We start from the raw sequence: 25,787 nt of genomic DNA, 5'->3' as shown, positions 1-25,787 counted from the left end.
TCTCTTGTTTCCTCTTTCTCCGGCCCCTTCCCTCCTCACACCAATCTCATACCGACCTCTAGGAACCAGGAACGCCCTATTTCTCTTTTATTTTCCGCTCATATCCATACCCTTTCCAGTGTCTTTCGAGAAAGATCACAACAAAGTGCTATTATTTTACATAGAGTTGTATTGATTAATTACTAGACAGCAAGGAAGGTAAGGTATGTACGACCTAAAAAAAGAGTATGACCAGTTCGGCCCTTGGTTGGTCGAAATCAAATCTGAACAAGATATTCCTCCGCAATTTTCCGAGCAACAGCATTTCTTTGACGATGCCGTCTACAGTTTCAAAATACCTGTTCATCAAGAACGCAGGAACATGAAACCGGGTATGTTGCTCTACCCTGAAGTGGTCATCATTCAAAAAGACTTCATTTTGCATCTAAAGATCGATGGCGAGCGTATTCAGGCTGAAAAAATGTGGTATACCGATGTACTTTTTCTCACTCATGGAGGAGATTTACTCGATAACTATATCGGACTACAGTCCATTCAAGGTGAAATGGTGATCAAGTACAATCTTGTCTCTCAAGACGTTGCTAGCCATGTCATAAAACTGCTACGCGAAATGGTATCACCACGTACGCGTTACCCAGTTTCCAATGAGTTAAATGACCACAGTTTGCAAGACAAAGTGACCTACAGCTTCTATTGCGGCACAGAAAAAGCACTAGACCCTTTGCACATTTTGGCCTATCAAAGCGAGTTCTCTCTCACTGAACGAAAACGAAGTAGCCTCATGGATTTATACCATAACTTCGTGCAGTACAAACTTCTCCGATCGATGATCATGACCGATGGCGTCGATTTGATCATCGCCAATCAGGGCAAACACATTATTGATATCAAGGATGCCAATTATAAATTTGGTCATACCTTTATACGTTTGGGGCTTATCGAAAGTATCTCATTGAAGCCGCACCCCAACTTTCCCGAATTAAATGTGTTGATCATTAAAGTGGCACTGTGTGAATTCACCTTAGCGGTCGATAAAGATTTTTCTATCGATAAAGTGCTGCAACTGCTGCATAACACCCATCAAGTAGAAGAAATGGTTTAATCGAAATTTCCTGACGCTCACGCTATCTGCTGCGTAGTGTCAGGAGCTCCGCCGCCGTAGCTAGTAAGTCGCAATCCACGTACTATTAAACGCATTGCTGTTGTAGCCAATTCGCCAACTTTTTGATTTCAGGTTGACGAGCTCGACTGGTTTTATAAACAAAGTAAAAATTGTCCCCTGTTTCTAAACCATGTGACGGTATCATGACTAAATCTTGCAGATCTCTCTCAGTCATCATATAGCCGTTAGCAAACGTGATACCTTGGTCATATTTAGCCGCTTCCACAGCCAACAACATGTGACTAAAATGCTGCATATCGAGGTCTTTAGGCTGCGTGATACCCCCTGCTTCGCACCACTTTTGCCAATCTCTGCCCCTTTCCCGAAACACCGAGTCGGTTGACAGTATCGGGTAGTCCCAGATTGCTTCTGGTAACGGTTTATCGTGGATTTCTTTCCATATTTTTTGGCTACAAACCGGATAAAGAACTTCGTTATATAGCGGTTCAGCGACGTAATTTCGCGCGGGCTGTTCAACGGTAATAAAGCAATCTCCGGTTTTGTCGGAAAGATCAGGATCCTCTGCCACCATGTTTAACGTCAACTCAATATCTGGGTACAGTCGCTTGAATTCAGACAAGCGTGGTATTAGCCATTTTACGGCGAGAGAGCTATATAGAGCCAAACGGATCGTCCCTTGCTCACCCTCTCTAATTCGTTGGCTTGCTTTGGCAATAGACGCGATAGCAGGACTCACTTCTTCTAAGTACTGCTCGCCACATTCCGATAAGGTCAATTTTCTCCCTTGTCGAATAAACAGTACCTCACCCAAATAATCCTCAAGTAGGCGGATCTGATGGCTCACTGCACTTTGCGTGACGCTCAGCTCTACCGCGGCGGTCGAAAAGCTTAAATTTCGAGCCACTGACTCAAAACAGTGCACCGCTCTCAATGGAGGTAGCTTCATTATCTAAATACCTCATGCTAAGACAATATTTATCATTTAACTTCATCCTAAAAGATCCCTATCCTCTGGTAAAGCTACGAAGGAGAATTCTATGAAAACTATGTCAGTCACCACCGCAATGTTATTGCTTGTTTTTGGAAACCAAATTGCGATTTTGTCTGATGCGATGATTAAGAGTGTGGGCAATGATGTAGCGGTCTTCCAATTCGTTTTCTTTCGTCAGATTTCAGCGGTATTGCTTTTATTACCTCTCTTTTTGCTTAGTAAGCCGAAGAACCTAACTGCAGGGCTTAAATGGCACATTGTCCGCGCGCATGTCTGGCTGTTTGGCGCGGTATTCATGGTTTATGCCATTTCATCCATGCCTTTAGCCACCGCTAACGCGATTTTTTATGCCGCACCGTTAATGATGTTGCCGCTGGCTGCCCTATTCTTTGGCGAAAAACTCTCTTCACAAACCATTGCAGCGGCAATTATGGGATTTGCTGGAGTCCTGGTAATTATTCGCCCCGATCAAATCGATTTTGCCGCCCTTGCCGCTTTGGTGGTCGCACTCACTATTGCCGTGAACAATTTACTTATTCGTAAATTGCCCAAGGAACAATCGGTCGTGCACACGCTACTCATTACCAACCTAGTTGGCATCCCAGTATCCCTATGCTTGGTGTATATGGAGGGGGAAACTTGGGACTGGAGCGCTTTTCCTACCGCAGCAGCTTCAAGTACTTTTATTTTGATATACGCCGCGACGTGCGTGTTGACGTATCGCGCCGTAGACAGCAATAAAATCGCCAGTGCCGAATACAGCGGACTGATTGGCGCTGTGGCTGTTGGTCTATTATGGTTTGGGGAGATGCCTGATATCTTCATGGCAATCGGAACCTTGATGATCGTTGTGCCTATTATATGGCTAACTAAACGAGAAAAAAGACGCAACCGATCGCATATTAAGTCAACATTAATTGACAATTAGTGATCTAGGTGTGAACAGAATGTGAATGAGGTTTGTAATATTTTTTCATATTTCATATACTTAATTGTGAACCCTGATATGGAAAATCATTATGAAACACCTTGCAAGGAAATTGCTAATCTCTTCACTGTTCGTCGCTTCATCCCTCCAAACCGTCTCTGCTAGTGAATGTGAACCCGTCACCATCGCTGACATGAACTGGAACTCAGCTACTCTCATTGCCAATATCGATAAGTTTATCCTAGAAAACGGTTATGACTGCCCAACAGAACTTGTTCCTGGCGATACCATGCCAACTGGCGCATCCATGATTTCAAAAGGTCAGCCAGATATTGCCCCTGAGTTTTGGAGTAACTCCATGCGTGAAGCACTGGATGCGGGTGTAAAAGAAGGTCGTATTAAATACGCAGGTACAACACTGTCTGATGGCGGAGAAGAAGGCTATTGGGTACCCGCTTATATGGTAGAAAAAGATCCGTCTCTTGCTACCATTGAAGGCGTAATCGCTAATGCCAAGCTCTTCAACCACCCTGAAGATCCAGCTAAGTCAGGCTTTTATTCCTGTCCAGCAGGCTGGAACTGCCAAATTTCAGCAGGCAATCTATTTACCGCACTTAATTTAGAAGACGCTGGATTTGAAGTCATTGATCCAGGTTCAGGCGCTGGCTTATCTGGTTCAATCGCTAAAGCTTACGAGCGTGGCGAAGCATGGTTTGGCTACTACTGGGCACCGACTGCTGTATTGGGTAAATACAAAATGGTTAAGGTCGATTTCGGCAGTGGCGTTGACGCTGAACACTTCAAAGAGTGTATTACCAGTGAAGACTGTTTAACCCCTACAGCGACAATGTACCCACCTTCTGTTGTAGAAACGGTTGTGACAACGTCATTTGCAGAAAACTCGCCAGCCGCGATGGAATACTTCGCTAAACGTGAGTTCAGCAATGAGCAAATGAATGGTCTACTGGCTTGGATGGAAGATGAGCAAGCTGACGGTGAATTTGCCGCTGAGCATTTCATGAAAGAATACAAAGATACATGGGCTGCTTGGCTACCTGCTGATGTTGCCGCTAAAGTGCAAGCTGCTATCGACGCATTGTAATTCGAGCGTAATTACTATTCATCGTAGCGAACGAGCATTGATCATTGACGAGTGTTACCTGTTTCGATCAATGCTCTCTTTATAAGAAAGATAAGTATGGTCGCCTTTGGATTAGCGTAATTCTTCACCTTTTAGGCAAAGATGCTAAACCAAGCGACCTTTTTTGCTATTGAGCCATGGTTTTCCTTTTAAGGGGTAACCAATGACAAGCCTTTGTGGTGATGCATTAAAATGGCAAAAAATAGTGGCATAAGTGGTCAAGGAGTGACAGATGTCCGATGCCAGCTGGTTGAGTGAAATTCCTCAACTTGATAGAAAACAACTACTCGATATACGAAAAACACTTGATGGTGCATATAGAGAGTTCTCCAGAGAATACGGAGACACTATTGAATCGCTATTCGATCCTCTTCTAAGCTTCCTAATTTGGTTTGAAAAACTGCTTCTCGGTAGTCCATGGTGGCTTATCATTGGCATTTTGGCAGGTCTGGCTTATGTCGCTAGTCGCTCGTGGAAGCTCACCCTTTCCGTTGCCGTCGCCTTCTTTTTGATTGGTTTCTTTGGTATGTGGGACAATACCATGCGAACCATGAGTATCATTCTCGTCTCAACCTTTGTCGCTATTGCCCTGGGTATTCCCACAGGGATACTAATGGCACAATCGAAAAAAGCCCGAGCCGTCATCACCCCGATTCTCGATATCATGCAAACGATGCCTGCTTTCGTTTATCTTATACCCGTCGTTATGCTACTCGGAATCGGTAAAATTCCGGGCGTTATTGCCGTTGTTATCTATGCGATTCCACCGGTTATCCGTTTAACCGATCTTGGAATACGCTTAGTTGATAAAGATGTGTTAGAAGCCTCTACGGCCTACGGCGCAAGTCCGATGCAGCGCTTATTTGGTGTACAGGTGCCACTGGCGATGCCAAATATTATGGCAGGTATTAACCAAACGATTATGATGGCGCTAGCGATGGTGGTCATTGCATCCATGATTGGCGTGAAAGGGTTAGGTCAACCGGTACTTAAGTCTATTACTAACCAATACTTTACTCTTGGTCTTCTAAACGGCCTCGCTATCGTAGCTCTGGCTATTATCTTTGACCGCGTCTCGCAAAGCTATGCTAAGCGTACGCAAGCACATTTAGGAGGACGAGACTAATGACTCAGCCTCAACCTATTATTCAGATCAAAAATCTGTACAAGATCTTCGGCCCGAAAGACAAATCCTACTTACAAGCAGTAAAAGACGGCGAAAGCAAAGATGATCTTCTTGCTAGAACTGGTCATACCCTTGGGCTGCAAAATATTAATCTTGATATTTATCCCGGTGAGATATTCGTTATTATGGGATTATCGGGGTCTGGTAAGTCGACGATGATTCGTCACTTTAACCGCCTCATAGATCCATCAGAAGGCGAAATCATCGTCGATGGTTCTGATGTAATGAAACTCTCTAATCAAGAGCTACGTGACTTCAGACGCCATAAAATGTCGATGGTATTCCAGCGTTTCGGGCTACTACCGCACAAAACCGTTATCGACAACGTCGCTTATGGATTGCAAATTCAAGGTTTAAGTAAAGAAGACCGTTACGCAAAAGCGGGAGAATGGATTAGAACCGTAGGGCTTGATGGGTATGAGCAACAATACCCTAGCCAACTCTCTGGTGGACAACAGCAACGTGTCGGGCTCGCTCGAGCACTATGTACTGACGCCGATATTTTGCTAATGGATGAAGCCTTTTCTGCACTCGACCCGTTAATTCGAAGTGAAATGCAAGATCAACTGATCGAACTGCAAGAGAAACTACATAAAACCATCATCTTTATTACCCATGATTTGGATGAAGCACTACGAATTGGTGATCGCATTGCAATACTTCGTGATGGTGTTGTCGTCCAGCAAGATAAGCCGGTAGATATCTTGTTAAACCCAGCCGATGATTACGTCGAAGCATTCGTAAAAGACGTCAATCGAGCAAGAGCACTTACTGTTGAAACTGTCATGCAGCCGCCTATTGCTCGTATTACCGCAGAAACACTGGGGGAAGCGATTACACAAATGCGCCGATCGTCAGAAGACTATGGTTATGTCGTCAACGATGATGGTTACCAAGGTGTAATTACGCAAGAAACGTTAGACCAAGTCGAGCAAAAAGATTATCACAAAGAAATCCCGTCTCAGATGCTTGACGATGTCCCTGCCGTTCAAAGTGATGCGCTACTTGAAGCCGTTATACCTGAAACACTAGACAGTGATCATCCACTGCCTGTTGTCGACGACAACGGCGACTTACAAGGTCACCTTTCAAAATCAACACTTGCCGATGTGTTAAGTGATAGTTCTCAATCAGACGATGAAGCGAAGCCGTCTGCGGTAAAGAATAACGCTGCATAATCGCAGCGCTGATACTGAGCATTGAAAACACCCTACATATAACACTTAATCACACCTCTTTGCTTGTGATTAAGTGTTATTCGTTTACCACCGAAACCTTCACTAAACATACCCTTAAAAAACACGCCAACCCCATTTCATCAGCACAAGAAATAGTATTCCTAGCCACTATATAATGCATCAAGCACCATTTTGCTCACCAACATATCTGACACTCAAATGCCACTGCTTATATTTTAAACACCAATACACACAATCGATACCGTACGGCCGCTTATTCCAATAATTCAGATAGTTGCCTCACACCCCCTAGTGACCCGAAATCCATGTGTCTATAGAATGCGCGCCCAAACCGTTTTACTTTACTCCCTACAGAGAACCTGAACATGAATCAAGTATTCAATTCTGCACATATTACAAAAACTGTCCTACTTACACTTTGGATTGTCGCGGGCACCGCTATTCTTCAAGAGCTTGGCATTCACGACAAATGGCCAGCTTTCCTTGCACTTATTTTCTTCTTTGAAGCAAAATTCGATCTAAGCAAATTAAAGAACATCTTTGCGGCAGGTGTTGCTGGTATCGCAATGGGTATGTTGATCCCTTCTGTTCTTGGCGCATTAGCACCGTACGTAGGCGGTCTGAACGCATTTTACATCTATGTAGGTGGCGTAGTACTGATTACTATCGGTTTAGGTCCTGTTGCACACTTTGCGTTTAGCTACATTACGTTCGCGTACGTTGTTATGTGTATCCTACATAAAGATCACGTTGTTGAGCACGGTTTCTCTTGGATGGCGACAGGCCTGTTAGGCGGCGCAATGTACATTGCTGGTGTGACTGTTATCGCTAAGTTCCTAGCTCAGAAACAAGCTAAGGCAGAACTGCAAGCAGCTAACAGCTAACAGCTAACAGCTAACAGCTAACAGCTTGATAAGGCCTTGATATTCAACTATCAAGGCCTTTTTCTTTCATTTTATAGATATTTCTTGTACAACAGTCAGTGTCTTAGCCCCAACTCCGGATACTACTCAATGAAAAACCTGCCATGGAATGCTTGGTTACTCGCGACCGTTCAACCTTTTGTGCTATCCGTTGGAGCACTCAATGTGTTTCTTGGTGGTATTATTGGTGCAGCCCTGCACGATTCACCCGCTTATGCGACGCTTCCTGTCACCACTTTGATCCTTGGCGTCTCACTGAATGTTTTCCCTGCTGCAAAAGTTCAACGTCTTATCGGTCGGAAGAATGCTTTTATTATTGCTGCAATCGTCAGTAGCCTAGCCGCGTTTTTTGCCAGTTGGAACATTGAACAAGGCCACTTTTGGGGCTTCACACTCAGCACTTTTATCTTGGGTACCCAACTCTCCTATGTAGGCCAATACCGCTTTGCGGCGATAGAGAGCTGTAACAGCCCTTCTCAACATCCATCCGTTATTAGTTTAGTTTTGGTCGGCGGAATCGCCGCGGCATGGGTAGGTCCGGAGCTATTAAATTTAGGGCAAATGGTCGCCGTATTCGACTCGGAATTTGCCAATGCCTATGTTGCTCTAGGAATACTCGAAGCGGTAGGGGCGTGTATTTTAGCTATCGCCATGAAGCCGCTCGAAGTTAGAGAAACCGATAGCAATTCGGGGCCTATGCGTACCATCCCACAGCTTTTTCAACAGCCTATATTATGGCTAGCGATCGGTTCTGGATTGACAGCCTACGCGGTGATGGCATTTTTAATGACAGCAACACCGCTGGCAATGTCGGAGCATGGGCACGATATCCAAAGTGCAAAGTGGGTTATTCAGAGCCACGTTATGGCCATGTACCTCCCTTCTCTAATCACCCCATTAATTATTAAGCGCATTGGTCTCTATAGGCTTATCACGGTAGGGTGTGTGATTTTCCTTGGCTGTATCGCTGTTGGCTTAGCTGGCCACTCTGTACATCATTACTGGTGGGCGCTTGTTGCTTTGGGAATTGGTTGGAACTTTTTATTTATAGGCGGAACCAGTTTACTACCTCAAACCTATCAATCTCATGAACGATTTAAAGTCCAAGCGGTGAATGACTTTTCCATTACCACGTTTCAGGCTGCCGGATCATTAGGCGCTGGAATAATATTGTTTTCGCAAGGTTGGACCTGGATGCTGTTAGCCTCACTATTCCCAATCGCGTTACTTATGTTGCTCAATTTTACCGTCAAGAAAGCTTAGTCCGCCACCAGCAATGATCGCAACACACCCATAGCCATTACTTGTTACCTTGGCTATGGGTACCATTAGATTATTCTGAAAATCGTCAACACTACGCCTATTTTAACTAGCGTGCTATAAATGGAATTATGCTATAGTCGCCCGCACTCGCGGAAGGAGCATCGTGAGTTATCTTTACAAGTAAACAAGGCTTGGAGCTTTGCTCACTTTACAAAGCGATAAGGCAAACGATATGTATGACGACGTGGTGATTATTGTAGATCGATTAGGCAATCAAATTGGTGTAGAAGAGAAGTTAAACGCTCATCGATTAGGCCTAAGGCATTTGGCGTTTTCCGTATTGCTTTATCGTAAAACCAGTAATGGCTTCGAATATTTGCTGCAAAAACGAGCAACAAGCAAATACCACAGTGGTGGTCTTTGGAGCAATACCTGCTGCTCTCATCCACGCCCAAACGAAAAAATCACGCAAGCTTCTTCTCGACGCCTTAATGAAGAGTTGGGAATTGAAAAGAAACTCAATTTTGAAGAAATTGGGTGCATTAGTTACTGTGCAAAATTCTCTAATGGACTAACGGAAAACGAGCTCGACCATGTGGTTATTGCCAATATCAATGATATTAGTACCCAATTAAATCCCGATGAAGCTAGTGAGTGCCAGTGGTGGAAAGAAGACGAGCTCGACGCTAGATTACTTACTCATCGCGATGAATTTACCGCTTGGTTTACGCTTGTTTATAACAAAGTGCAGCAGCATCTTCATAACCAAGTAGCTAAGTAGCTAAGTAGCTAAGTAGCTAAGTAGCTAAGTACGCAAGGGTAACCATTTGCTATTAGCTTTAAAATGACCATTTTATATTAGCAAACAACAGTGTAGAGGGCGTTTCTCCAAACAAGCTCTCTACGCTACCATCAAATCTCTGCACAACGGTGAGCAATTGCCAGTCATCAGCCAATGAATAACGGTTAGACACACCAATAAAATACGACCCATCTTGATAGTAGCTTGCCGACGCCGTGAACTGACTCAGCGGTGACAGATCAAAACTCACGTCGGCATACCCTGTATAGCGAGTAAAACTAAGTGTTCTTGCCGTCAACGGTAAGGTTAAATAAGCCGCGGCATCAAACGCTTGTTGAGGTTCACTAATGTATAGAATTGAAGCCCGAGCAAGCCAATTACGTTGTCCGCCAAAGCTATAGTCCGTTTCTACACTAGACACTATAGTTTGTTGATAAGTTTGCCCTTGATAGTGCTCTAACCACGGGTCGAACCAAGTCAATTCTCCCCGAATACCCGCCCCTTTAATATCCCCTGCAAAACCAGCTCCGAGTACATTATCCACCCCCGAACGTCCTAGCAAAGTTTGTATATCCCAACCTTGATAGTTAAAGAGATACCGGGCGGAATAACGCTGTAAATTACTGTCTTTACTTGGGCTGTAAACCACATCTAAACTACTGGCAAAACCCAACTTCCGACTAATAGAAATGGCATCGGTTCCCGGTCTTTCTTCATAGTCAAAGTCATAGATTGAATACGCATTGTACAGATCGTTTGGATTCCATATCGTATTCATCGCCCAATTAATACGATAGCGCCCAACACGAGAGCGCCACCCCTCTCCCTGCCAATCCAAATACAAGCGGTCAAATTGGCTATTTACGATAACCTTGTCGTTATCCACAATATTACGTGATAGATCAAAATACCCGGCATCCCACTCTGTCACTTGTGAATAATAGGGCAACGACACACTGTCTCCCATCAGTACTCTATTACGCATCCCCGCATTAAAACGAAATGACGGAGTAAAGCGGTACTCATAGTTAAAGCGTTGATGAATAAGGTGATCCAATGCGTTATCACTATGATCAGCTACCAACCCCGTTGCCATATATTTAACGTACCCCCCTAGATCCCAGTTACTCTCCGGCACGAGCCCTGGGATCTCCGCTTTGACCTTTATCATGTAGCAGGCTGCACCCACAATAAAAATGGTCGTTACTAATTTCTTTAGCATCATTGAATCATTACGCCTGCTTGTGCCGTGAGGTATGGGTAGATCGTTAAACTGACGATTAACAACATGCTATTATTGACCACTTTGCAACGTGTCTGACACGAGCTGCCCGTCTTCAAACACAATCACTCGTTTTGCTCTCTTAATGACTCGAGGATCATGAGTAGAAAAGATGAATGTGGTCCCCTCTCCTTCATTTAGCTTTTGCATAATGTCTAACAGTTCACTCGTGCTTTTTGCATCTAGATTTGCTGTTGGCTCATCCGCCATTACAAATCGGGGCTTAGACGCAAGCGCACGCGCAACGGCCACTCGTTGCTGCTGCCCACCCGACATCTTCGCTGGACGTTTATGCTTTTGATTCGATAGTCCAACCTGATCCAGTAATTCATTAGCACGTTGACGACATTTGCCCTCATCTACGCCTTGTAACTGCATAACAAACTCTACATTCTCCATCGCCGTCAATACTGGTAGCAAGCTGTAGTCTTGAAAAATGAAACCGATATGATCACGTCGAAATGCAATACGTTGTTTCTCAGATAACCCAACAATATCTTGCCCATCAATGATAATCTGACCTGACGTTGGCTCATCAATACCGCCTATCATGTTAAGTATGGTGGTTTTTCCTGAGCCTGAAGGCCCCATAATCGCGACAAACTCACCCGGTTCGATCGTCAGAGACAGCGCTTGCACGGCATGAACTGGAAATTCACTATCAGCATTATAAATCTTGGTTAAAGCGCTCATTGATATTGTCATAACTTAAACACCCACTAATCGATAAATCATCGCATTCCACACCATAAATTGAAAAGTCATACGCAAAAATCCGATTTGTTCGCTAAGGAGTCCCATTACTAATTTCTCTCTGCCATAGCTTCTACGGGTCGTTGCTTCAAAATTTGCCTTGCCGGATACAGCGCTGCGATGCTAGACGCAAACAGAACCGTAATAAACACCATTAAGTACTGGTCCACACTGACCTGAGGATATAAAACCGTATCTACGCCATATACTCCAAGACCGTCTGAATGTGAACCAAGGGAAATTCCGGTGACGTTCAATACCCCAATAACGAGTGCACTGCTAAACACACCTAGTACCGCCCCCACACAGCCCAAAAACAATGTCTCTGAAATTATTAGCATAAAAATCTTAAACTTAGGCATACCGACGGCCATCAATACACCAAACTCTTGAGTGCGTTCAAACACTGACATCAGCATAATATTGATAATGCCAAACCCCATTGCGACAACAAACACAATCAGCATCACTTGATTGCTCACATCCATGGTTGCCATCATTGACGCAAGTAATGGCTGTATATCAAACCATGCTCGGGCTTCATTCTCTGGCGGTAAATAAGTATTGATCTTGGTTACGAGTGTCGCAATGGATAGCCGACTCTCTGCAGCAATTTCAGCGGCAGCCAAAATAGAAAACTCATGTACCTCAGACAAGTGGGCAATGGCTTGAATGTCCGATTTTTGAACTAAAACATTACCTTCGTCATAACTGGTCGAAGGCGTTTTAAAAATGCCTTTAACACGAAATGCGGCGCCCGCGACTTCACCGCCTTGGTCTGTCAACGTCAGAACTACTTTAGAGCCCACTCTTAATTTTAATCGCTCCGCGTTCCTTTCTGATACCAAGATAGGGTGTCGTCCTGCTCCATCAAACCACGACCCATCAACAATATGTTGGGACAGTGGGGTAAAATCCGCTTCTACCTCGTAATCCACGCCAACAATTCTTACCCCACGAGTACTACGAGCAGACGCAATCATTCCATCAACTAAAAAGCGGGAGCTCCATTTCAATACGTCGGGTTGATTATCTAAACGTTCCGCGATCGCTTGAGCATCAACCACGTAGGCATTAATATCCGAATTTTCTTTAAACTGCTTATTTTGAATCTGTAAGTGACTGGTTTGCCAAGCAATAGCGTTGTGTACCATGTTATCGACAAGCCCATTCATAAAGCCCATCATAGTAATAACACCAGTCAAACCAAACACCATTGCCCCGAGCATGATGCTGGTTCGTAGTTTATTTCTCCAAAGGTTTCGCCACGCCAATTTAATGATCATGACCACCTCCTTTTAACGCACTAACCAGGTTAAGGCGTAGCACTTTCCAAGTTGGACCGATTAGACAAATGAGTAACATTAGTGTGACCGCAAGCGCCTGATTGATAATAAGCCCCAAGTTAAGATAGACGGGAAGAATAGGTTCAAATCCAGCTTCCAGCATGACCTTAGCGGCCTCGCCAGTGATATGAATAGGATTAAAATAGAAATAGCCAAGAATTGGCATGGCGACGGCGATACCAAGCGCAATCCCTAAAATACAAATAAAGCTTGATTCAATAAATAACAAAGACACCAACTTTCCTCGGCTCATGCCGGCCGCTAACATAACCGCAAACTCTCGTTGGCGCTCCAATGTCATCATCATGACCGTCGCAAACAAACCAAAGCCGACAATGCCATAAAGCAAGTAGATGAGAAAAATACCGCCAGCTCGATCCATCTCTATTTGTTGCGCCATTTCTGGTGAAAGATCTTTCCAATCTCTTATTCGAATGTCATCACCAAAATGATCTGTTAATGATGCTTCTACCGAATCAACGTCGCTAAGTGTTTGTGTGTGTAAAACCCAAGATGTCAGTTGGTTTCCGGTACTGTATAAACGCTGCGCCTCGCTTATTGGCATATAAACGAGCCGATTATCCAAACTCATTACCGGAAATTTAAGGAGCCCATTTACAGTGTAAAGACCCGAAGCCGTCTGCCCTTGGTAGCCTTGTCCATACAATATTATCTCGTCACCAACTTCTAATCGTAGATACTTGGCTAGTCCTTCACCAATGAGTACACTGCGACCTTTTTCAGACTCACTATCAAAAATAAAACGTCCTTGGGAAACCTTTTCACGAATGCCGGAGTAACGATCTTCAAGTTCAGGATTAACACCCAATACCATGACCCCTTTGGAACGATCGCCCGCCGCTGCTAATGCGACACTTTCTAGCCTCGGTAATATATATTCGATTGATGCCTCTGACTTAAGGAATTCAAAATCATTCAAATTACCCGACAATAGATCATCAATACTCCCATTGTCTGCATAATCAGGATCTTGTAACTGAATCAACCCGGTATAAAAGCGAGCGGCATTATCGATATTGGCGTTATAACTCCCTTCCTGAAAGCTTCGTGTCAGCAACGACAGACAAAGCGCTAGCCCCAGCGCAGAAGCCGTTAATATCGTCCTTCTTTTTTGTCGCCACAAATTACGCCATGCGAGCTTAACAAGCATTGAGTCCCCTTTGTTACTGTTTATCACCGTTACTGTTTATTATCACTCGCTGTCTGAGTACTTAACGATTATCTCAAGGTTTTCATTTGGCTTTGTGAAAAGAAACTATCTTCAATCGCAAAGTCAAATTGCGCCGCATGGGTAATCATTTCGGTCTTATGACCCGGTTTATCCGCAGGTACCATTTCCATGCGCGTCGCGACCATTCGATTACCTAAAGTCTTAACGTCAAAACTCTGCATCGTGCTGACTTTTTCATCAAACTCATCGTAAAACTCAGCTTTACGCTGTAAATAGGACGCTTGCGAAATCCAAAGCCTTACTTTACTCCAGACAACAGGGGCATCTGGCCTAGCGACCGCATCAATCACCCAAGTGTCCACACCGTCGAAACTTTCTTCACCTACCAACTGATGGGTATAGTCCACTACAATGGATGACTGGTTGATGAGATCATCGTTGGTAAAATCTGACCCCATCCAAGACTGCCCTAACATTGAAGGGGCAATCTTGATCACTCGTTCGATATTGGGAATCCAGTTCCACATTTCTCTGTCTCGCTTAAGCGATGCCGACCCCTTGTCTTTGGCCGGAGCTGTCACCAGAACAAGCGATAAGGTTTGGTTTTTAGTCCAACTTTTCATGCTCATACTACGAGTCCACTCTGGCCGAATGATCCTCATCGTCAACTCTGAATAACTGGAGTCTCCGCGCATCGATTTATCTGATTGCTCGATGATCTCTGTCGGAGTCTGAGCGAATAACCATCCGCTAGGTAACCAACAAGATAACAATAGGATGTGAGTTATCCATTTCATACGCGTTGACCTTTCTTATAATGGATTCGATACAATGAACTATAACAATTTCAAATAGTAAGATATGTGATCTCTCTCGTTACCCCCTCCTCTTTTCCATTGATTTTGTCTATTTATGTTTCTGCCATCGTCAATGCCCAAAACCGGTGCATAGATAAAACACGTTTGATTAAGATGGTGCAAATAGCAATAACCTCGCTATGTTTTCCCCACAAATTCAACGAGTTATAAATTGGCTTAGTTTTTGTATGGTTTGTCCTACACTACTAATACTTGTCACGTTCACAATGGCACCACTCAAGGAGAGTCGCTATGCAAGATGTTCTCGCAATCGTACTAGCAGGAGGGGTTGGATCTCGCCTAAGCCCTTTAACCGATGACCGAGCAAAGCCAGCCGTGCCATTTGGTGGAAAATATCGAATTATTGATTTCACACTTACCAATTGTCTTCACTCTGGACTGCGGCAAATATTGGTGCTAACACAATATAAATCCCACTCTTTACACAAGCACATACGAGATGGCTGGTCGATATTGAATCCTGAATTAAAAGAATTCATTACGGTTGTTCCTCCACAAATGCGCAAAGGTGGTAAGTGGTACGAAGGCACCGCTGATGCGATTTATCACAATATGTGGCTACTCTCTCGCAGTGAGGCTGAACATGTGATCGTCCTTTCTGGTGATCACATATACAAAATGGACTACGCCGCCATGATCGACGCCCATAAACAATCAGGCGCAGAACTTACCATCGCTTGTATGGACGTCCCGAGGGAGGAAGCCTCGGCTTTTGGTGTCATCGAGACAAAAAGTAACCAGCAAGTGATTAGCTTTAAAGAAAAACCCAGTGACCCAGCATCGATGCTAACGAATCCATCAAAATCACTCGTTTCAATGGGCATATACGTATTTAACATGAACGCCCTAAAAGAAGCACTGCATCAAGATGCCGAAATTGAGTCTTCAAGCCACGATTTTGGTCATGATTTAATTCCCAAATTGATCGATAGTTTAGGAGTCTACGCGTATTATTTTGGTGAAGAGACTGGCAGAGTTGCAAAAGATTGTTACTGGCGAGATGTAGGGACCATTGACTCATTTTATGAAGCGAATATGGACTTGCTTGAACCAGTCCCCCCTATGAATCTCTACCAAAATAATTGGAGAATTCGAACTTATGAACCTCAGCTCCCACCAGCTAGAACCGTCTCCTCCGCTACTGGAAACGAAGGAATTTTTATCAATTCCATTATTTCGAATGGCGTGGTGAATTCAGGGGGCTCAGTACATCGTTCGATATTGTCATCCAACGTAAGAATTAACGATGGTGCCACCGTTGCTGATAGCATTCTATTTGATGGGGTTACGGTTGGGGAGCAATGTCAAATTAGTAACTGTATTATCGACAAGCACGTCCTTATTCCCCACGGTACAATCATTGGTCAAAACGCTGCCGAAGATGCGGCGCGATTCACTATTTCTGATAAAGGGGTCGTCGTCGTTTCAGAAGGTTACGTGTTTACTTAAGGTTACGAGTTTATTCAAGGTACGTCGCTACTTAATATAATCCCGCCTTACCATACAGGTCAGGCGGGATTTTTATTGTTTTAAGTAAGCTTATTAGCCGTGGCATAGCATACTGAATAACGCGACTCTTAGCGTAGCGTTGAGATTACAACGTACACACCTCTTCCCAGCTACCATCACTACCAGGAACAGAGTTCGTCCACCATTTAGCCTTATACACCACGCCGTTGTGACTCATTTGGTCACCGCCACTGGCATGACTCGGGTTCCCTTGCCAATCCGTTTTTGGGAAGTTAGGGTACGCATTCACACCTGTTGAGCTGCACGTCCCAGGGGTTCCGCCGTCACCACCGCCATTATTGCCACCACCTGTTGTTAAGTCACCAAGAGGGAGATCAGGCTGCTCAAATGCAAACGCATAATCCACACCATTCACATTAACCGTATAATTGGCTGGGCCAGAGATAGGTAAGTAGTAAACCATATCTAGCTCATACGTTGCGCCTGCGGGTAAGTTTTTCCAACTTGGTAGCGTAAAGGCCACGCGGTGCATCGGCCCATCAAGCCCGCCGATATTATTTGCTCGAGTATGACCAGAGGCAATGACTTGAAGGCCGCCGCCAGACTGATCTTTTGCGTTATCCGGTGCAGATACAGGAATATCGAATTGGAATTCAGTGCCACCCGGTATATCGCTGCCAGTGTTATTGGTAAAGGTTACTTTAGGGTTGATTGGATAGTTTTGGTCACCGACTTTGAAACCACCAATGGAAACGGAAATATCTACCGCTTCCGTTGGTATCACGCCAGTGGCAACGCTATTTCCATAAGGTGTCGCACTAAGGAATTTATCGTACATTGCCTTGGTCATGCTATTACCCATATGGTATTCACCATTACCCGACGCACAGGCTTGTTCAGTAAGATCGATCGCGCCACGATTTCCGTTTGCGTCAAAGATGTAGCAGTTATAGTCGCCCGCCAACTCCCAGAACATGATGCCACCAATTTCTTTATCAATGACGTAGTTCGCTTTGGCATTGATTGAATCAACATCCTCTGTCGACAGGAACACTTTTTTATCCGCGTTCCATAACCATGGCGCGACAGCGACACTGTCATAGTGACGAGTATAATTCCCGAACAAAACATCATCAGGATCATTAACCGGATCTAGACCGTAAGCGGTTGCATAAGAACCCATAATGCCTTTTTCTAAGTTCTTTGCATGCCACATAGGGTTAGAACCTGCCCCCATTTCGACACCATTGGCATCCTTATCATGCCACATGTTGTCTATGCCTAATGCACCATAGCCACAATTGTTCTTCTCACCTTCACCTGTACCAGCTGCACATTCTGCTTGATTAGGTAACGGTGCACGCCCCCAAAGTCCATCCGTGCCGCCAGTAACATTTTGCCAGCCACGTGTGTAATAAGGTACGCCAATATTAATTCGACCCGCTGGCATGGAACCGCGGAAATAGTGGTAAGCCCAATCGGTATTTAAATACCCTATACCACCATAGGCGGCCGTTCCATATACATTCCACTGAGCCAACTCTGAGTCTTTGCCCGTATCATACAAAGCAGCATTATGACCCACATGATCATTCCAAGCGCCGTGTAAATCGTAAGACATGATGTTGACGTAATCCAAATACTTGGTTACTGCCATGGTTTCCATTCCTCTCAACAAATAGCCGGAGGATGGCGCTGCAATGGTCAACATATAGTGAATGCCGTCTTGCGCACTGGCTGCATCCAATTTTTCACGGAGTACTTTCATCAACACATAATAAGAGTTCATTAAATAGGCACGTCGAGATTCCGAGAAAGCCACATCGTCTGGATTCCCTGCTCCTGCCATTGATGTAGGGTACTCATAATCAATGTCTAGCCCGTCGAACTGGTAGGTTCGCATCATTTCTACCGCAGAAGTGGCAAAGGTCTCGATACCTTGTTGGTTAATCGATCCATCCGCATTGGTTGTCATCGTATAGAAGCCGCCATCGGCCACTCGACTACCGTCAGCCGCAAAGTGACCACCAGTCTCAGCCCAACCACCAATCGAGATCAGGGTTTTTACACCATGCTGCTTTTTAGCCGTGGCTAGTGCACCAAAGTGACCTTTAAAACCTAGAGTCGGATCGACCTCGACACCAGGCCATTCCTTGTTTACCGCTGCATTGTTAGGATCGTTAACGTCACCAACATTAACCTTACCATCAGACCCAATACTGACAAATGCATAATTAATATGGGTCAATTGTTCCCAAGGAATGTCATTCACTAAGTAAGAAGATTGAGGATCATCGCCTGAACGCCAGCTGGTAAAGTAACCAATGACACGTCTAGGGTGATCCGCCCCCATTATTTCACGCCCTTCAGTATCATACGCAGTACAATATGGCACATCGATACCCGCTGTTTTATAGAGCCCATCCGGACGACATTCCGAGTTTGCTACTGGTACCGCATTCGCTTGCATGTGGAAGGAAGTAGAGCAGATAGCCGCTAAAATACTGACTTTGCCCCACTTTCTCGTGCGTTTAATACTATTAGTGAATTCCATTACCATTCTCTCCTTGGATAGTGTGTAGTTCTGGTTCTGCCATCGTTATCGATCCCTAAAGCGCAGCGCACTTCTTAACAAGGCATTTACATTAACCAGATCCACTTTAGCTTTGAAGAAAATAAAGTGTGTGCTTTTTGCTCCTATTGAGTATTTTGTAGGCGAAAAAACCAAATTGACTCGCAATTAAATGCGTAATCTATGTAAACCGACACCACTTATTTTGCAGCGATAATACACTTATCAATTACGATAAATCACCAAAATATGTTTAATTAATGGGACGATTCTCTCCTTTAGTCATGCTATCAAAACAATCTATTTTCAATGCTCGCACTATTTTCCTAACGCATCAGGCACCCAACTCAATATAAATTAAGCCAATCAATAGATCAGAATGAATACACCAAGACAATAACAATGTTATGAGTTTGGTTTTTACATTCCTCAACCCCGAAAAAAGGAGCCAACTGGCTCCTCTGATTAAATCTATGACAACAAACTCAGTCTTATCGATATTCAGGCAGTTCCGTTTTTAAGCCCTTTATCAAACTAAAACACATCAGCAGTAATACAAATACGAACGGAAGCGCTGTCGCCACAACGCCGGATTGCAACGCTTGTAATGCTTCTTTACCACCAATCCACAACATGACACCCGCTATTGCGCCTTCAATACAAGCCCAAAAGATCCGTTGCGGTACTGGAGCATCAATCTTACCACCAGCCGTTATACTGTCGATGACCAAGGAACCCGAATCTGATGAGGTAATAAAGAACACCAAAATCAGTACAATTGAAATCACTGAAAGTACTTCACCATATGGCAGAGCGTCGTACACGTGAAACAAAGTCAGTGAAATATCCGTGAGTCCTGTCGCGCCGAGTTCACCAATATTGTTCATGACTTGATCAATCGCGATACCACCAAACACCGACATCCAAATCACAGTGACCACGGTTGGGATACAAATAACCGCCAACAGAAATTCTCTAACCGTACGACCTTTAGAGACACGAGCGATAAACATCCCAACAAATGGCGACCATGAAATCCACCAAGCCCAATAAAAAACAGTCCAGCCATGCATCCAAACAGTATCATCACGACCATGAGGAATGCTTAGCTCGACAATATTCCCTAAATACCCCAACGTGGTTGTCCAAAGAGAAGACACAGCCACGTCAAAGCTAACGGCGGTCACAAACACCAACAACAAGAATGCTAAGATCATATTGACGTTACTGAGTACCTTTACCCCGCCATCAATACCACGAATAACAGAAACAACAGCGATCATTGTGACAAACACAATGACACCAAGCTGCATCCCTATTCCGCCATTTAGGCCAAATACGTAGTTAATGCCACTTGTTGCTTGCTGAGCGCCTAAACCAAGAGAAGTTGCCAGACCAAATAATGTGGCAAGCACCGCCATAATATCAATGATATGCCCTAACCAACCCCACGCTCGATCACCAAAAACGGGATAGAACGCTGAGCGGATTGAAAGTGGCAGTCCTTTGTTATAAGTAAAGAAGGCTAGAGATAGCGCAACAATGGCGTAGATACTCCAGCCATGAAAGCCCCAGTGAAATAATGTCGCACCCATAGCAAGTGACTTTGCCGCTTCCGTATTAGGTTCAACATTAAGTGGGGTGCCCCACCAATCGGTGAAATAAGCGGTCGGTTCTGCTACGCCCCAAAAGAGCAAGCCGATACCCATACCAGCCGCGAATAACATCGCTAGCCAAGAAATTGTGGAATGTTCTGATTTAGCCTGTTTGCCACCAATTCGAATTTTGCCTAACGGCGAAATAAGTAAAGCTAAAGCAAAAAATATAAAGAAGTTGGTCACCCACATAAAGAAGACGTCAAAGTCTTGGATGATGCCGTTTTTAACACTGTTTAATGCGCTAAGCGCTGTGGAAGGTTCAACGATAAGAAGTGAAAGTAGACAGAGAATAACCAGTGCGGCGCTTGTCCCGAATACTGGGTTATGAATATCAAACCCCCATTTTTGTACATTGTCCTGACCGACCTGATAGTCCGTCGTCTCAATACTATATTTCTTTAATGCTTTTTCCATAAATACAACTAATACGCTTCCTACTTGTTTTACTCACATGAGAAAACAAAAAAACCGCCCTCCATTTATTTAGAGCTCTAATTAATAATTCGGCGCAGATGCTAACACATGTTTAAAAATGGTTCAAATCCAACCTATTCTAGAGTAAATGACCACATATACACTCATATACAGACATAATAAATCGTTACGTACTCTAAGTAATTTTATTTATGTCATTTTTCATCGGAATATGGCTCACCATTAAAGGCACAAAACTCACAAGGGGGTTTAGGCATTATGCTGAAGATCCATGCTCATCCGCTATAGTATTCACCAACAAAGACCCAACCCCACTCCTTCCATATCTCTTGGCTATGTATTGTGAGGTGACAAGCCAACCTGCGTAGTATCAGGTCACAAAAATACCTCTTTTTCGATATTAAACTGATCGAACAAAAAACAGTTGCCCTATACTTGTTCAATAGTACAATTTTGAATAACAAGATTTTCAATAACAATAAGTTACCTAGGGATTATGCCATGAAGAAACCTTCTATTATTGCCATCACTATTCTGTCTACTTTTCTGTTTGGCTGCGGAGCCAATACGACACAAGGTGCCGCAGAAGGAGCAGCCGCTGGCGCTGTATCAGCTGGGATGCTAGGCGCTCTCACCGACCTTATTGTTGATGGAGAAGTTAATACGTATCGTCTTAGCCGAAATGTCACTGCGGGCGCTTTAGCAGGAGGCACAGCAGGGGCTGTCGATGGCTACTCAAAGGACCAAAAAGAAGAAGCAAAACAAGCGGCGCAACAAGCTACAAAGCCTAAGCCAACACTAGATTTTGGTCCGGATATAGACGCCTCAGTTAACGCACTGATCGCTTGTCAATATGACGCAGCATTTCGCTCAGCACTGGCAGCAGAGCAAGCGTCTCAGCAATCTTATCAAGAGGCAGGCGTCGCAATGCAAGCACTCATTGACTATGACAGAGATAACTCACAAGGGGTGGATAATGCCGTCAATCGCTTCATCAAGTTAAGCCAGTCGGTCAACTCTAGTCAAGATGCGAAAACGCAGCTGCAATCTCTGCATAAAGAGCTACAACAAGAGCGCCAGATTGCTGGAAAGCCACCGACATGTAGCTAAGTATTCTTACCTATTTTTGGGGTTTCCCTTGAACCCCAAAAATACACCCCCACCATAGTATTAATTCATCTTATATTCTCAACCTATCATTTCTCTATGCATTAGCTGCGCTACGCATCAGCTTTCTGTGGGCATCAGCTTTCTCTAGGCATCAGACGTCGGTGTCTCGCATAGTACTTTGAGTCAAAAGAGGCAGTTTTCATGAAGTTTAGTTACGTTAATACCACGGTCATTCATTTTGGTGTTGGTCAAATCAGTACGCTTGCTAGCAATGTACCAGTCGATGCCAATGTGCTGGTTGTCTATGGCGGGGGATCCATCAAAAAGAATGGTGTTTATGATCAGGTGGTGGCTGCACTTAGCGATCATCAGTGGATCGAGTTTTCAGGTATTGAAGCTAATCCGACCAAAGAAACCTTAGACAAAGCGATTGCGATAGCTAAATCTGAATCGATTGACTTCATCCTCGCGGTTGGAGGTGGCTCTGTCATTGATGGTGCGAAGTACATTGCTGCAGCGGCACTGCATGATGGCGATAGCTGGGATTTAGTCACCCGTAAATACACCGTAGAGAGTGCGATCCCACTTGGCGCAATTTTAACGCTACCAGCAACAGGATCGGAATCCAATATGGGCGCGGTAGTAACGAAGAAATCCACCAATGAAAAGTTGGGATTCATGTCTCCAGCAGTGCGACCTGCATTTGCTGTTCTAGATCCGAGCGCAATGATAACTTTACCAGAAAAGCAACTTGTGAATGGTCTTGTTGACGCATGGGTTCACGTTTGCGAGCAGTACATCACCTACCCGACTGGCAACATGGTTCAAGATGGCTACGCTGAAGCCTTGTTAAAAAATCTCTTAACACTAGGGCATCAATTTGGACAACAAGACGACGCTTGGCGTGAAAACCTAATGTGGACAGCCAATCAATCACTCAACGGCCTTATTGGCGCAGGTATGCCTCAAGACTGGGCGACTCATATGATTGGACATGAATTAACAGCCTTGTGGCATGTTGACCATGCTCGTTCCCTTGCGATTGTTCAGCCCTCTTTGCTTCGTGCTCAAATTGAAGCGAAACGAGCGAAGCTAGAACAAATGGGACGAAATGTCTTTGGGTTAGCTGATAGCCCATCATTGGCAGAAGAGACCATCACGGCCATTGAGAGCTTCTACCAAGGATTAAACATCGATCTCGTCCTGTCGGAAGTACCGGGAGACAAACGCGACGCGATCGAGCAGATTATTGCTAAGCTGAAACAAAATGGTTACCTCGAAATGGGTGAAAATAACGGTATCACTCTTGATGTCACGCGTACCATCTTAGCAAACGCATTATAGTCTAAAGCGATGCCTATATTTGAGTGTTGATGTTTCAGCTTTAGGTACTAAAAAGGCGTTAAACAAAAGCTTGATAAGAGCCCAGTTTAGCGCCTTTTAATGACTATATCCGTCAGTTAAGCCGTGATGAAATAAAGCTATGACCTCTTCACCACGCTAACGTGATTTTACACTTTCACGCTCTACCAATGTTGGCTCTAGTTGAATGAGATCAGGCTGCTCAACGCGCTTCTCTATTTTATCGAGTAGCGTTTCAACCGCCGCTTTCCCCAAACGATATTTAGGTTGGTGGATCGTTGTTAACGACGGTGTCATAAATTTAGCAATGTGAATGTCATCGTAACCGATAATGGACAGTTCTTCAGGAATTTGGATATTCCGTCGGTCTGCGACATTAATAACACCCATCGCCATCATATCATTACAAACAAATAATGCCGTAGGTAAACGACCGCGCTCTACGAGTGTATTAAGCGCCTGCGCACCGCCTTCACACTCAAAGTCTGCTTCCACAACCCAGTCAGGGTTAAGCTCTAGGTGAGCTTCCTCAAGGGCTTTTTTGTAACCATCAAAACGCATTTGTGCTTGCTGTCTATTTAACGGCCCTGTGATACAACCTATCTCTTGATGACCAGATTCAATTAGGTGCTTGGTGGCAAGGTAACCACCAAAAAATGAATTATCTTGAATTTTATCACTTTCAAAATGAATGGGGCCCCAATCCATCACTACCACAGGAATCGTCGGATATTGCTGAAAAATATCGATTTTCTCCCCTTCTACGGTGGAACACATCAATATTAGGCCATCGACGCGTTTTTGCATCAGCGTATCAATGGATGCTCGCATTCGCTCGCTATCACCTTCAGTGTTGCAGAGGATCAAATTATAATTTTCTTGATAGCAACTACGCTCGACTCCTTTAACGACTTCACCAAAAAAAGGGTTTGTCGACGTGGTTACCAACATGCCAATCGTTCTTGTTCGATTCATTTTCAGACTTCGAGCAAGCGCAGATGGCGCATAGTTTAGTTCTTTTGCCACCTTGTTAACGCGTTCTGATATCTCTTCGCTAACAAATCGCGTTTTATTGATGACATGACTGACCGTTGAGGTTGAAACACCAGCATGCCTTGCAATATCCTTCATCGAAGCCATTTAGCCTACATCTCCGTTCTAGCTTTGCTGCGAAATAAACTCGTTCACTTCATCTAAGGTTGGAATCGACGTTTGCGCACCGAATCGTGTCACAGAAATCGCGGCTGCCGCATGGGCAAAAACAATTGCCTCTTCGATGGCCTCTCCGCGTAATAAGGCTGTGACAAGCGCACCGTTAAAGGTGTCACCCGCAGCGGTGGTATCCGTTGCTTCGACCCTAAAACCAGGGATACGGATGCCGCGTCCATTTTGGCTCAACCAAACCCCTTGTGAACCCAGCGTAATCATAACAATTTCAATGCCTTTATGATGCAATAAACTTGCTGCTCGTTGAGCTGATTCATCATCGGTAACCGTCACGCCCGTTAACACTTCGGCTTCGGTTTCGTTGGGTGTTATCACATCAATACACGATAGTATGCTATCGGGCAACTCACGTGCTGGTGCAGGATTTAGGATGACATTCGTTTTCGACTGCTTAGCAAGTGCGACCGCATACTCAATACCTTCTAACGGGGTTTCCAGTTGCGTCAGTAAGTAACTGGCACCATCGATCAACGTACGATGTTTTTCCACCTGTGTCTTAAGCAGTTTGGCGTTTGCTTCTGCAGAAATACAAATGCTGTTCTCACCGCTATCAGACACTTGAATCATCGCAATACCGGTTGGCGTTTCAGATTCCACCGATACCCCTTCAACGTTAATACCATCAACTTGAAAAGCATCGCGAATATTCACACCAAACGCGTCATCACCAACACACGCAATAAACCCAATATCCGCTCCTAGCCTTGCAGCAGCGACAGCTTGATTCGCCCCTTTTCCGCCAGGAATAACCTGGTAGCGGTGACCGTGTAACGTTTCACCAGGTCTTGGGAAAGAAGGCACCTGTAAAACGTGGTCCGCATTGACACTACCCAAAACAATGAGCTCATTCATATAGTGTTCCTTGTAACTAGGAATAAGAAAACTTTGGATTAACCAATTAGTCCAAAATACTCTCTATCAAAAATGCATTGCGTTATGGCTGCCC

At 44.4% G+C, this 25,787-nt stretch carries 21 protein-coding genes; 11 read left to right on the top strand and 10 right to left on the bottom strand.

From position 1 onward, the window contains the following. Positions 1-205 precede the first annotated feature (205 nt). Positions 206-1,102, top strand: a complete 897-nt coding sequence (locus L4D05_RS14145) for a hypothetical protein (protein WP_428752248.1) — start codon at positions 206-208, stop codon at positions 1,100-1,102. Between the two features lie 85 nt (positions 1,103-1,187). Here the strand turns inward: L4D05_RS14145 and L4D05_RS14140 are convergent, their stop codons facing one another. Then, positions 1,188-2,069: a LysR substrate-binding domain-containing protein gene (locus tag L4D05_RS14140; RefSeq protein WP_428794401.1), complete on the bottom strand. Its 882-nt coding sequence runs from the start codon at positions 2,067-2,069 to the stop codon at positions 1,188-1,190. A 91-nt stretch (positions 2,070-2,160) separates the two neighbouring features. Between L4D05_RS14140 and L4D05_RS14135 the strand changes: the two genes are divergently transcribed. The 7 genes from L4D05_RS14135 (at position 2,161) to idi (ending at position 9,535) form a co-directional block, all read left to right on the top strand. Continuing rightward, positions 2,161-3,042, top strand: coding sequence for a DMT family transporter (locus tag L4D05_RS14135; protein WP_428794400.1), 882 nt, complete (start codon positions 2,161-2,163; stop codon positions 3,040-3,042). Between the two features lie 91 nt (positions 3,043-3,133). Beyond that, entirely contained in the window at positions 3,134-4,144 is a 1,011-nt protein-coding gene (locus tag L4D05_RS14130) for an ABC transporter substrate-binding protein (protein ID WP_428752245.1), read from the top strand. A 271-nt stretch (positions 4,145-4,415) separates the two neighbouring features. After that, positions 4,416-5,309, top strand: a complete 894-nt coding sequence (locus L4D05_RS14125) for an ABC transporter permease (protein ID WP_428752244.1) — start codon at positions 4,416-4,418, stop codon at positions 5,307-5,309. Next, positions 5,309-6,547 carry a quaternary amine ABC transporter ATP-binding protein gene (locus L4D05_RS14120; protein ID WP_428794399.1) on the top strand — a complete coding sequence of 413 codons (1,239 nt, stop codon included), beginning with the start codon at positions 5,309-5,311 and terminating at the stop codon, positions 6,545-6,547. Before L4D05_RS14125 ends, L4D05_RS14120 begins: the two co-directional genes overlap by 1 nt. Positions 6,548-6,933: 386 nt before the next feature. Then, entirely contained in the window at positions 6,934-7,452 is a 519-nt protein-coding gene (locus L4D05_RS14115) for a hypothetical protein (RefSeq protein ID WP_428794398.1), read from the top strand. A 129-nt stretch (positions 7,453-7,581) separates the two neighbouring features. Next, the gene (locus L4D05_RS14110; protein ID WP_428794397.1) at positions 7,582-8,754 is read left to right on the top strand and encodes an MFS transporter; all 1,173 of its coding nucleotides are present in this window, start codon (positions 7,582-7,584) and stop codon (positions 8,752-8,754) included. Between the two features lie 232 nt (positions 8,755-8,986). Continuing rightward, positions 8,987-9,535, top strand: a complete 549-nt coding sequence (gene idi / locus L4D05_RS14105) for an isopentenyl-diphosphate Delta-isomerase (RefSeq protein ID WP_428794396.1) — start codon at positions 8,987-8,989, stop codon at positions 9,533-9,535. Between the two features lie 58 nt (positions 9,536-9,593). Here idi and L4D05_RS14100 read toward each other — a convergent pair whose 3' ends face one another. From L4D05_RS14100 to L4D05_RS14080, 5 genes are all read right to left on the bottom strand, one after another. Continuing rightward, the gene (locus L4D05_RS14100) at positions 9,594-10,778 is read right to left on the bottom strand and encodes a hypothetical protein (RefSeq protein WP_428794468.1); all 1,185 of its coding nucleotides are present in this window, start codon (positions 10,776-10,778) and stop codon (positions 9,594-9,596) included. Positions 10,779-10,850: 72 nt separating this feature from the next. Then, complete coding sequence (locus L4D05_RS14095) at positions 10,851-11,543, bottom strand: ABC transporter ATP-binding protein (protein ID WP_428794395.1); 693 nt, start codon at positions 11,541-11,543, stop codon at positions 10,851-10,853. A gap of 98 nt (positions 11,544-11,641) precedes the next feature. Further along, positions 11,642-12,877 (bottom strand): ABC transporter permease, encoded by a 1,236-nt coding sequence (locus L4D05_RS14090; RefSeq protein WP_428794394.1) that lies wholly within the window; start codon positions 12,875-12,877, stop codon positions 11,642-11,644. Beyond that, positions 12,867-14,108, bottom strand: a complete 1,242-nt coding sequence (locus L4D05_RS14085; protein WP_428794393.1) for an ABC transporter permease — start codon at positions 14,106-14,108, stop codon at positions 12,867-12,869. Before L4D05_RS14085 ends, L4D05_RS14090 begins: the two co-directional genes overlap by 11 nt. 68 nt (positions 14,109-14,176) lie before the next feature. After that, positions 14,177-14,926 (bottom strand): outer membrane lipoprotein-sorting protein, encoded by a 750-nt coding sequence (locus L4D05_RS14080; protein WP_428794392.1) that lies wholly within the window; start codon positions 14,924-14,926, stop codon positions 14,177-14,179. Between the two features lie 273 nt (positions 14,927-15,199). Here L4D05_RS14080 and glgC point away from each other — a divergent pair, with 273 nt between their 5' ends. Next, entirely contained in the window at positions 15,200-16,456 is a 1,257-nt protein-coding gene (gene glgC / locus L4D05_RS14075; RefSeq protein WP_428752236.1) for a glucose-1-phosphate adenylyltransferase, read from the top strand. 145 nt (positions 16,457-16,601) lie between these two features. Here glgC and L4D05_RS14070 read toward each other — a convergent pair whose 3' ends face one another. Further along, entirely contained in the window at positions 16,602-19,031 is a 2,430-nt protein-coding gene (locus L4D05_RS14070; RefSeq protein ID WP_428794391.1) for a chitinase C-terminal domain-containing protein, read from the bottom strand. A 509-nt stretch (positions 19,032-19,540) separates the two neighbouring features. Continuing rightward, complete coding sequence (locus L4D05_RS14065) at positions 19,541-21,121, bottom strand: BCCT family transporter (protein ID WP_428794390.1); 1,581 nt, start codon at positions 21,119-21,121, stop codon at positions 19,541-19,543. A 522-nt stretch (positions 21,122-21,643) separates the two neighbouring features. Here L4D05_RS14065 and L4D05_RS14060 point away from each other — a divergent pair. Together L4D05_RS14060 and L4D05_RS14055 are read left to right on the top strand one after the other, a co-directional pair. Next, the gene (locus tag L4D05_RS14060) at positions 21,644-22,252 is read left to right on the top strand and encodes a YMGG-like glycine zipper-containing protein (protein ID WP_428794389.1); all 609 of its coding nucleotides are present in this window, start codon (positions 21,644-21,646) and stop codon (positions 22,250-22,252) included. Positions 22,253-22,453: 201 nt separating this feature from the next. Further along, positions 22,454-23,596, top strand: coding sequence for an iron-containing alcohol dehydrogenase (locus tag L4D05_RS14055; protein ID WP_428752232.1), 1,143 nt, complete (start codon positions 22,454-22,456; stop codon positions 23,594-23,596). Between the two features lie 156 nt (positions 23,597-23,752). On the opposite strand, the gene L4D05_RS14050 is transcribed toward L4D05_RS14055, so the two are convergent. Both L4D05_RS14050 and rbsK read right to left on the bottom strand, forming a co-directional pair. Then, on the bottom strand, positions 23,753-24,754 hold the full coding sequence (locus L4D05_RS14050; RefSeq protein ID WP_428752231.1) for a substrate-binding domain-containing protein: 1,002 nt from the start codon (positions 24,752-24,754) through the stop codon (positions 23,753-23,755). A gap of 18 nt (positions 24,755-24,772) precedes the next feature. Further along, complete coding sequence (rbsK, locus tag L4D05_RS14045; protein WP_428794388.1) at positions 24,773-25,693, bottom strand: ribokinase; 921 nt, start codon at positions 25,691-25,693, stop codon at positions 24,773-24,775. Positions 25,694-25,787: the final 94 nt, after the last annotated feature.

It is taken from the genome of Vibrio nomapromontoriensis (assembly GCF_050337205.1).
In the GTDB taxonomy this organism is placed as follows: Bacteria; Pseudomonadota; Gammaproteobacteria; order Enterobacterales; family Vibrionaceae; genus Vibrio; species Vibrio nomapromontoriensis.
Note: the sequence above shows the minus strand (reverse complement) of the source record. Positions and strands in the feature narration are given on the sequence as shown.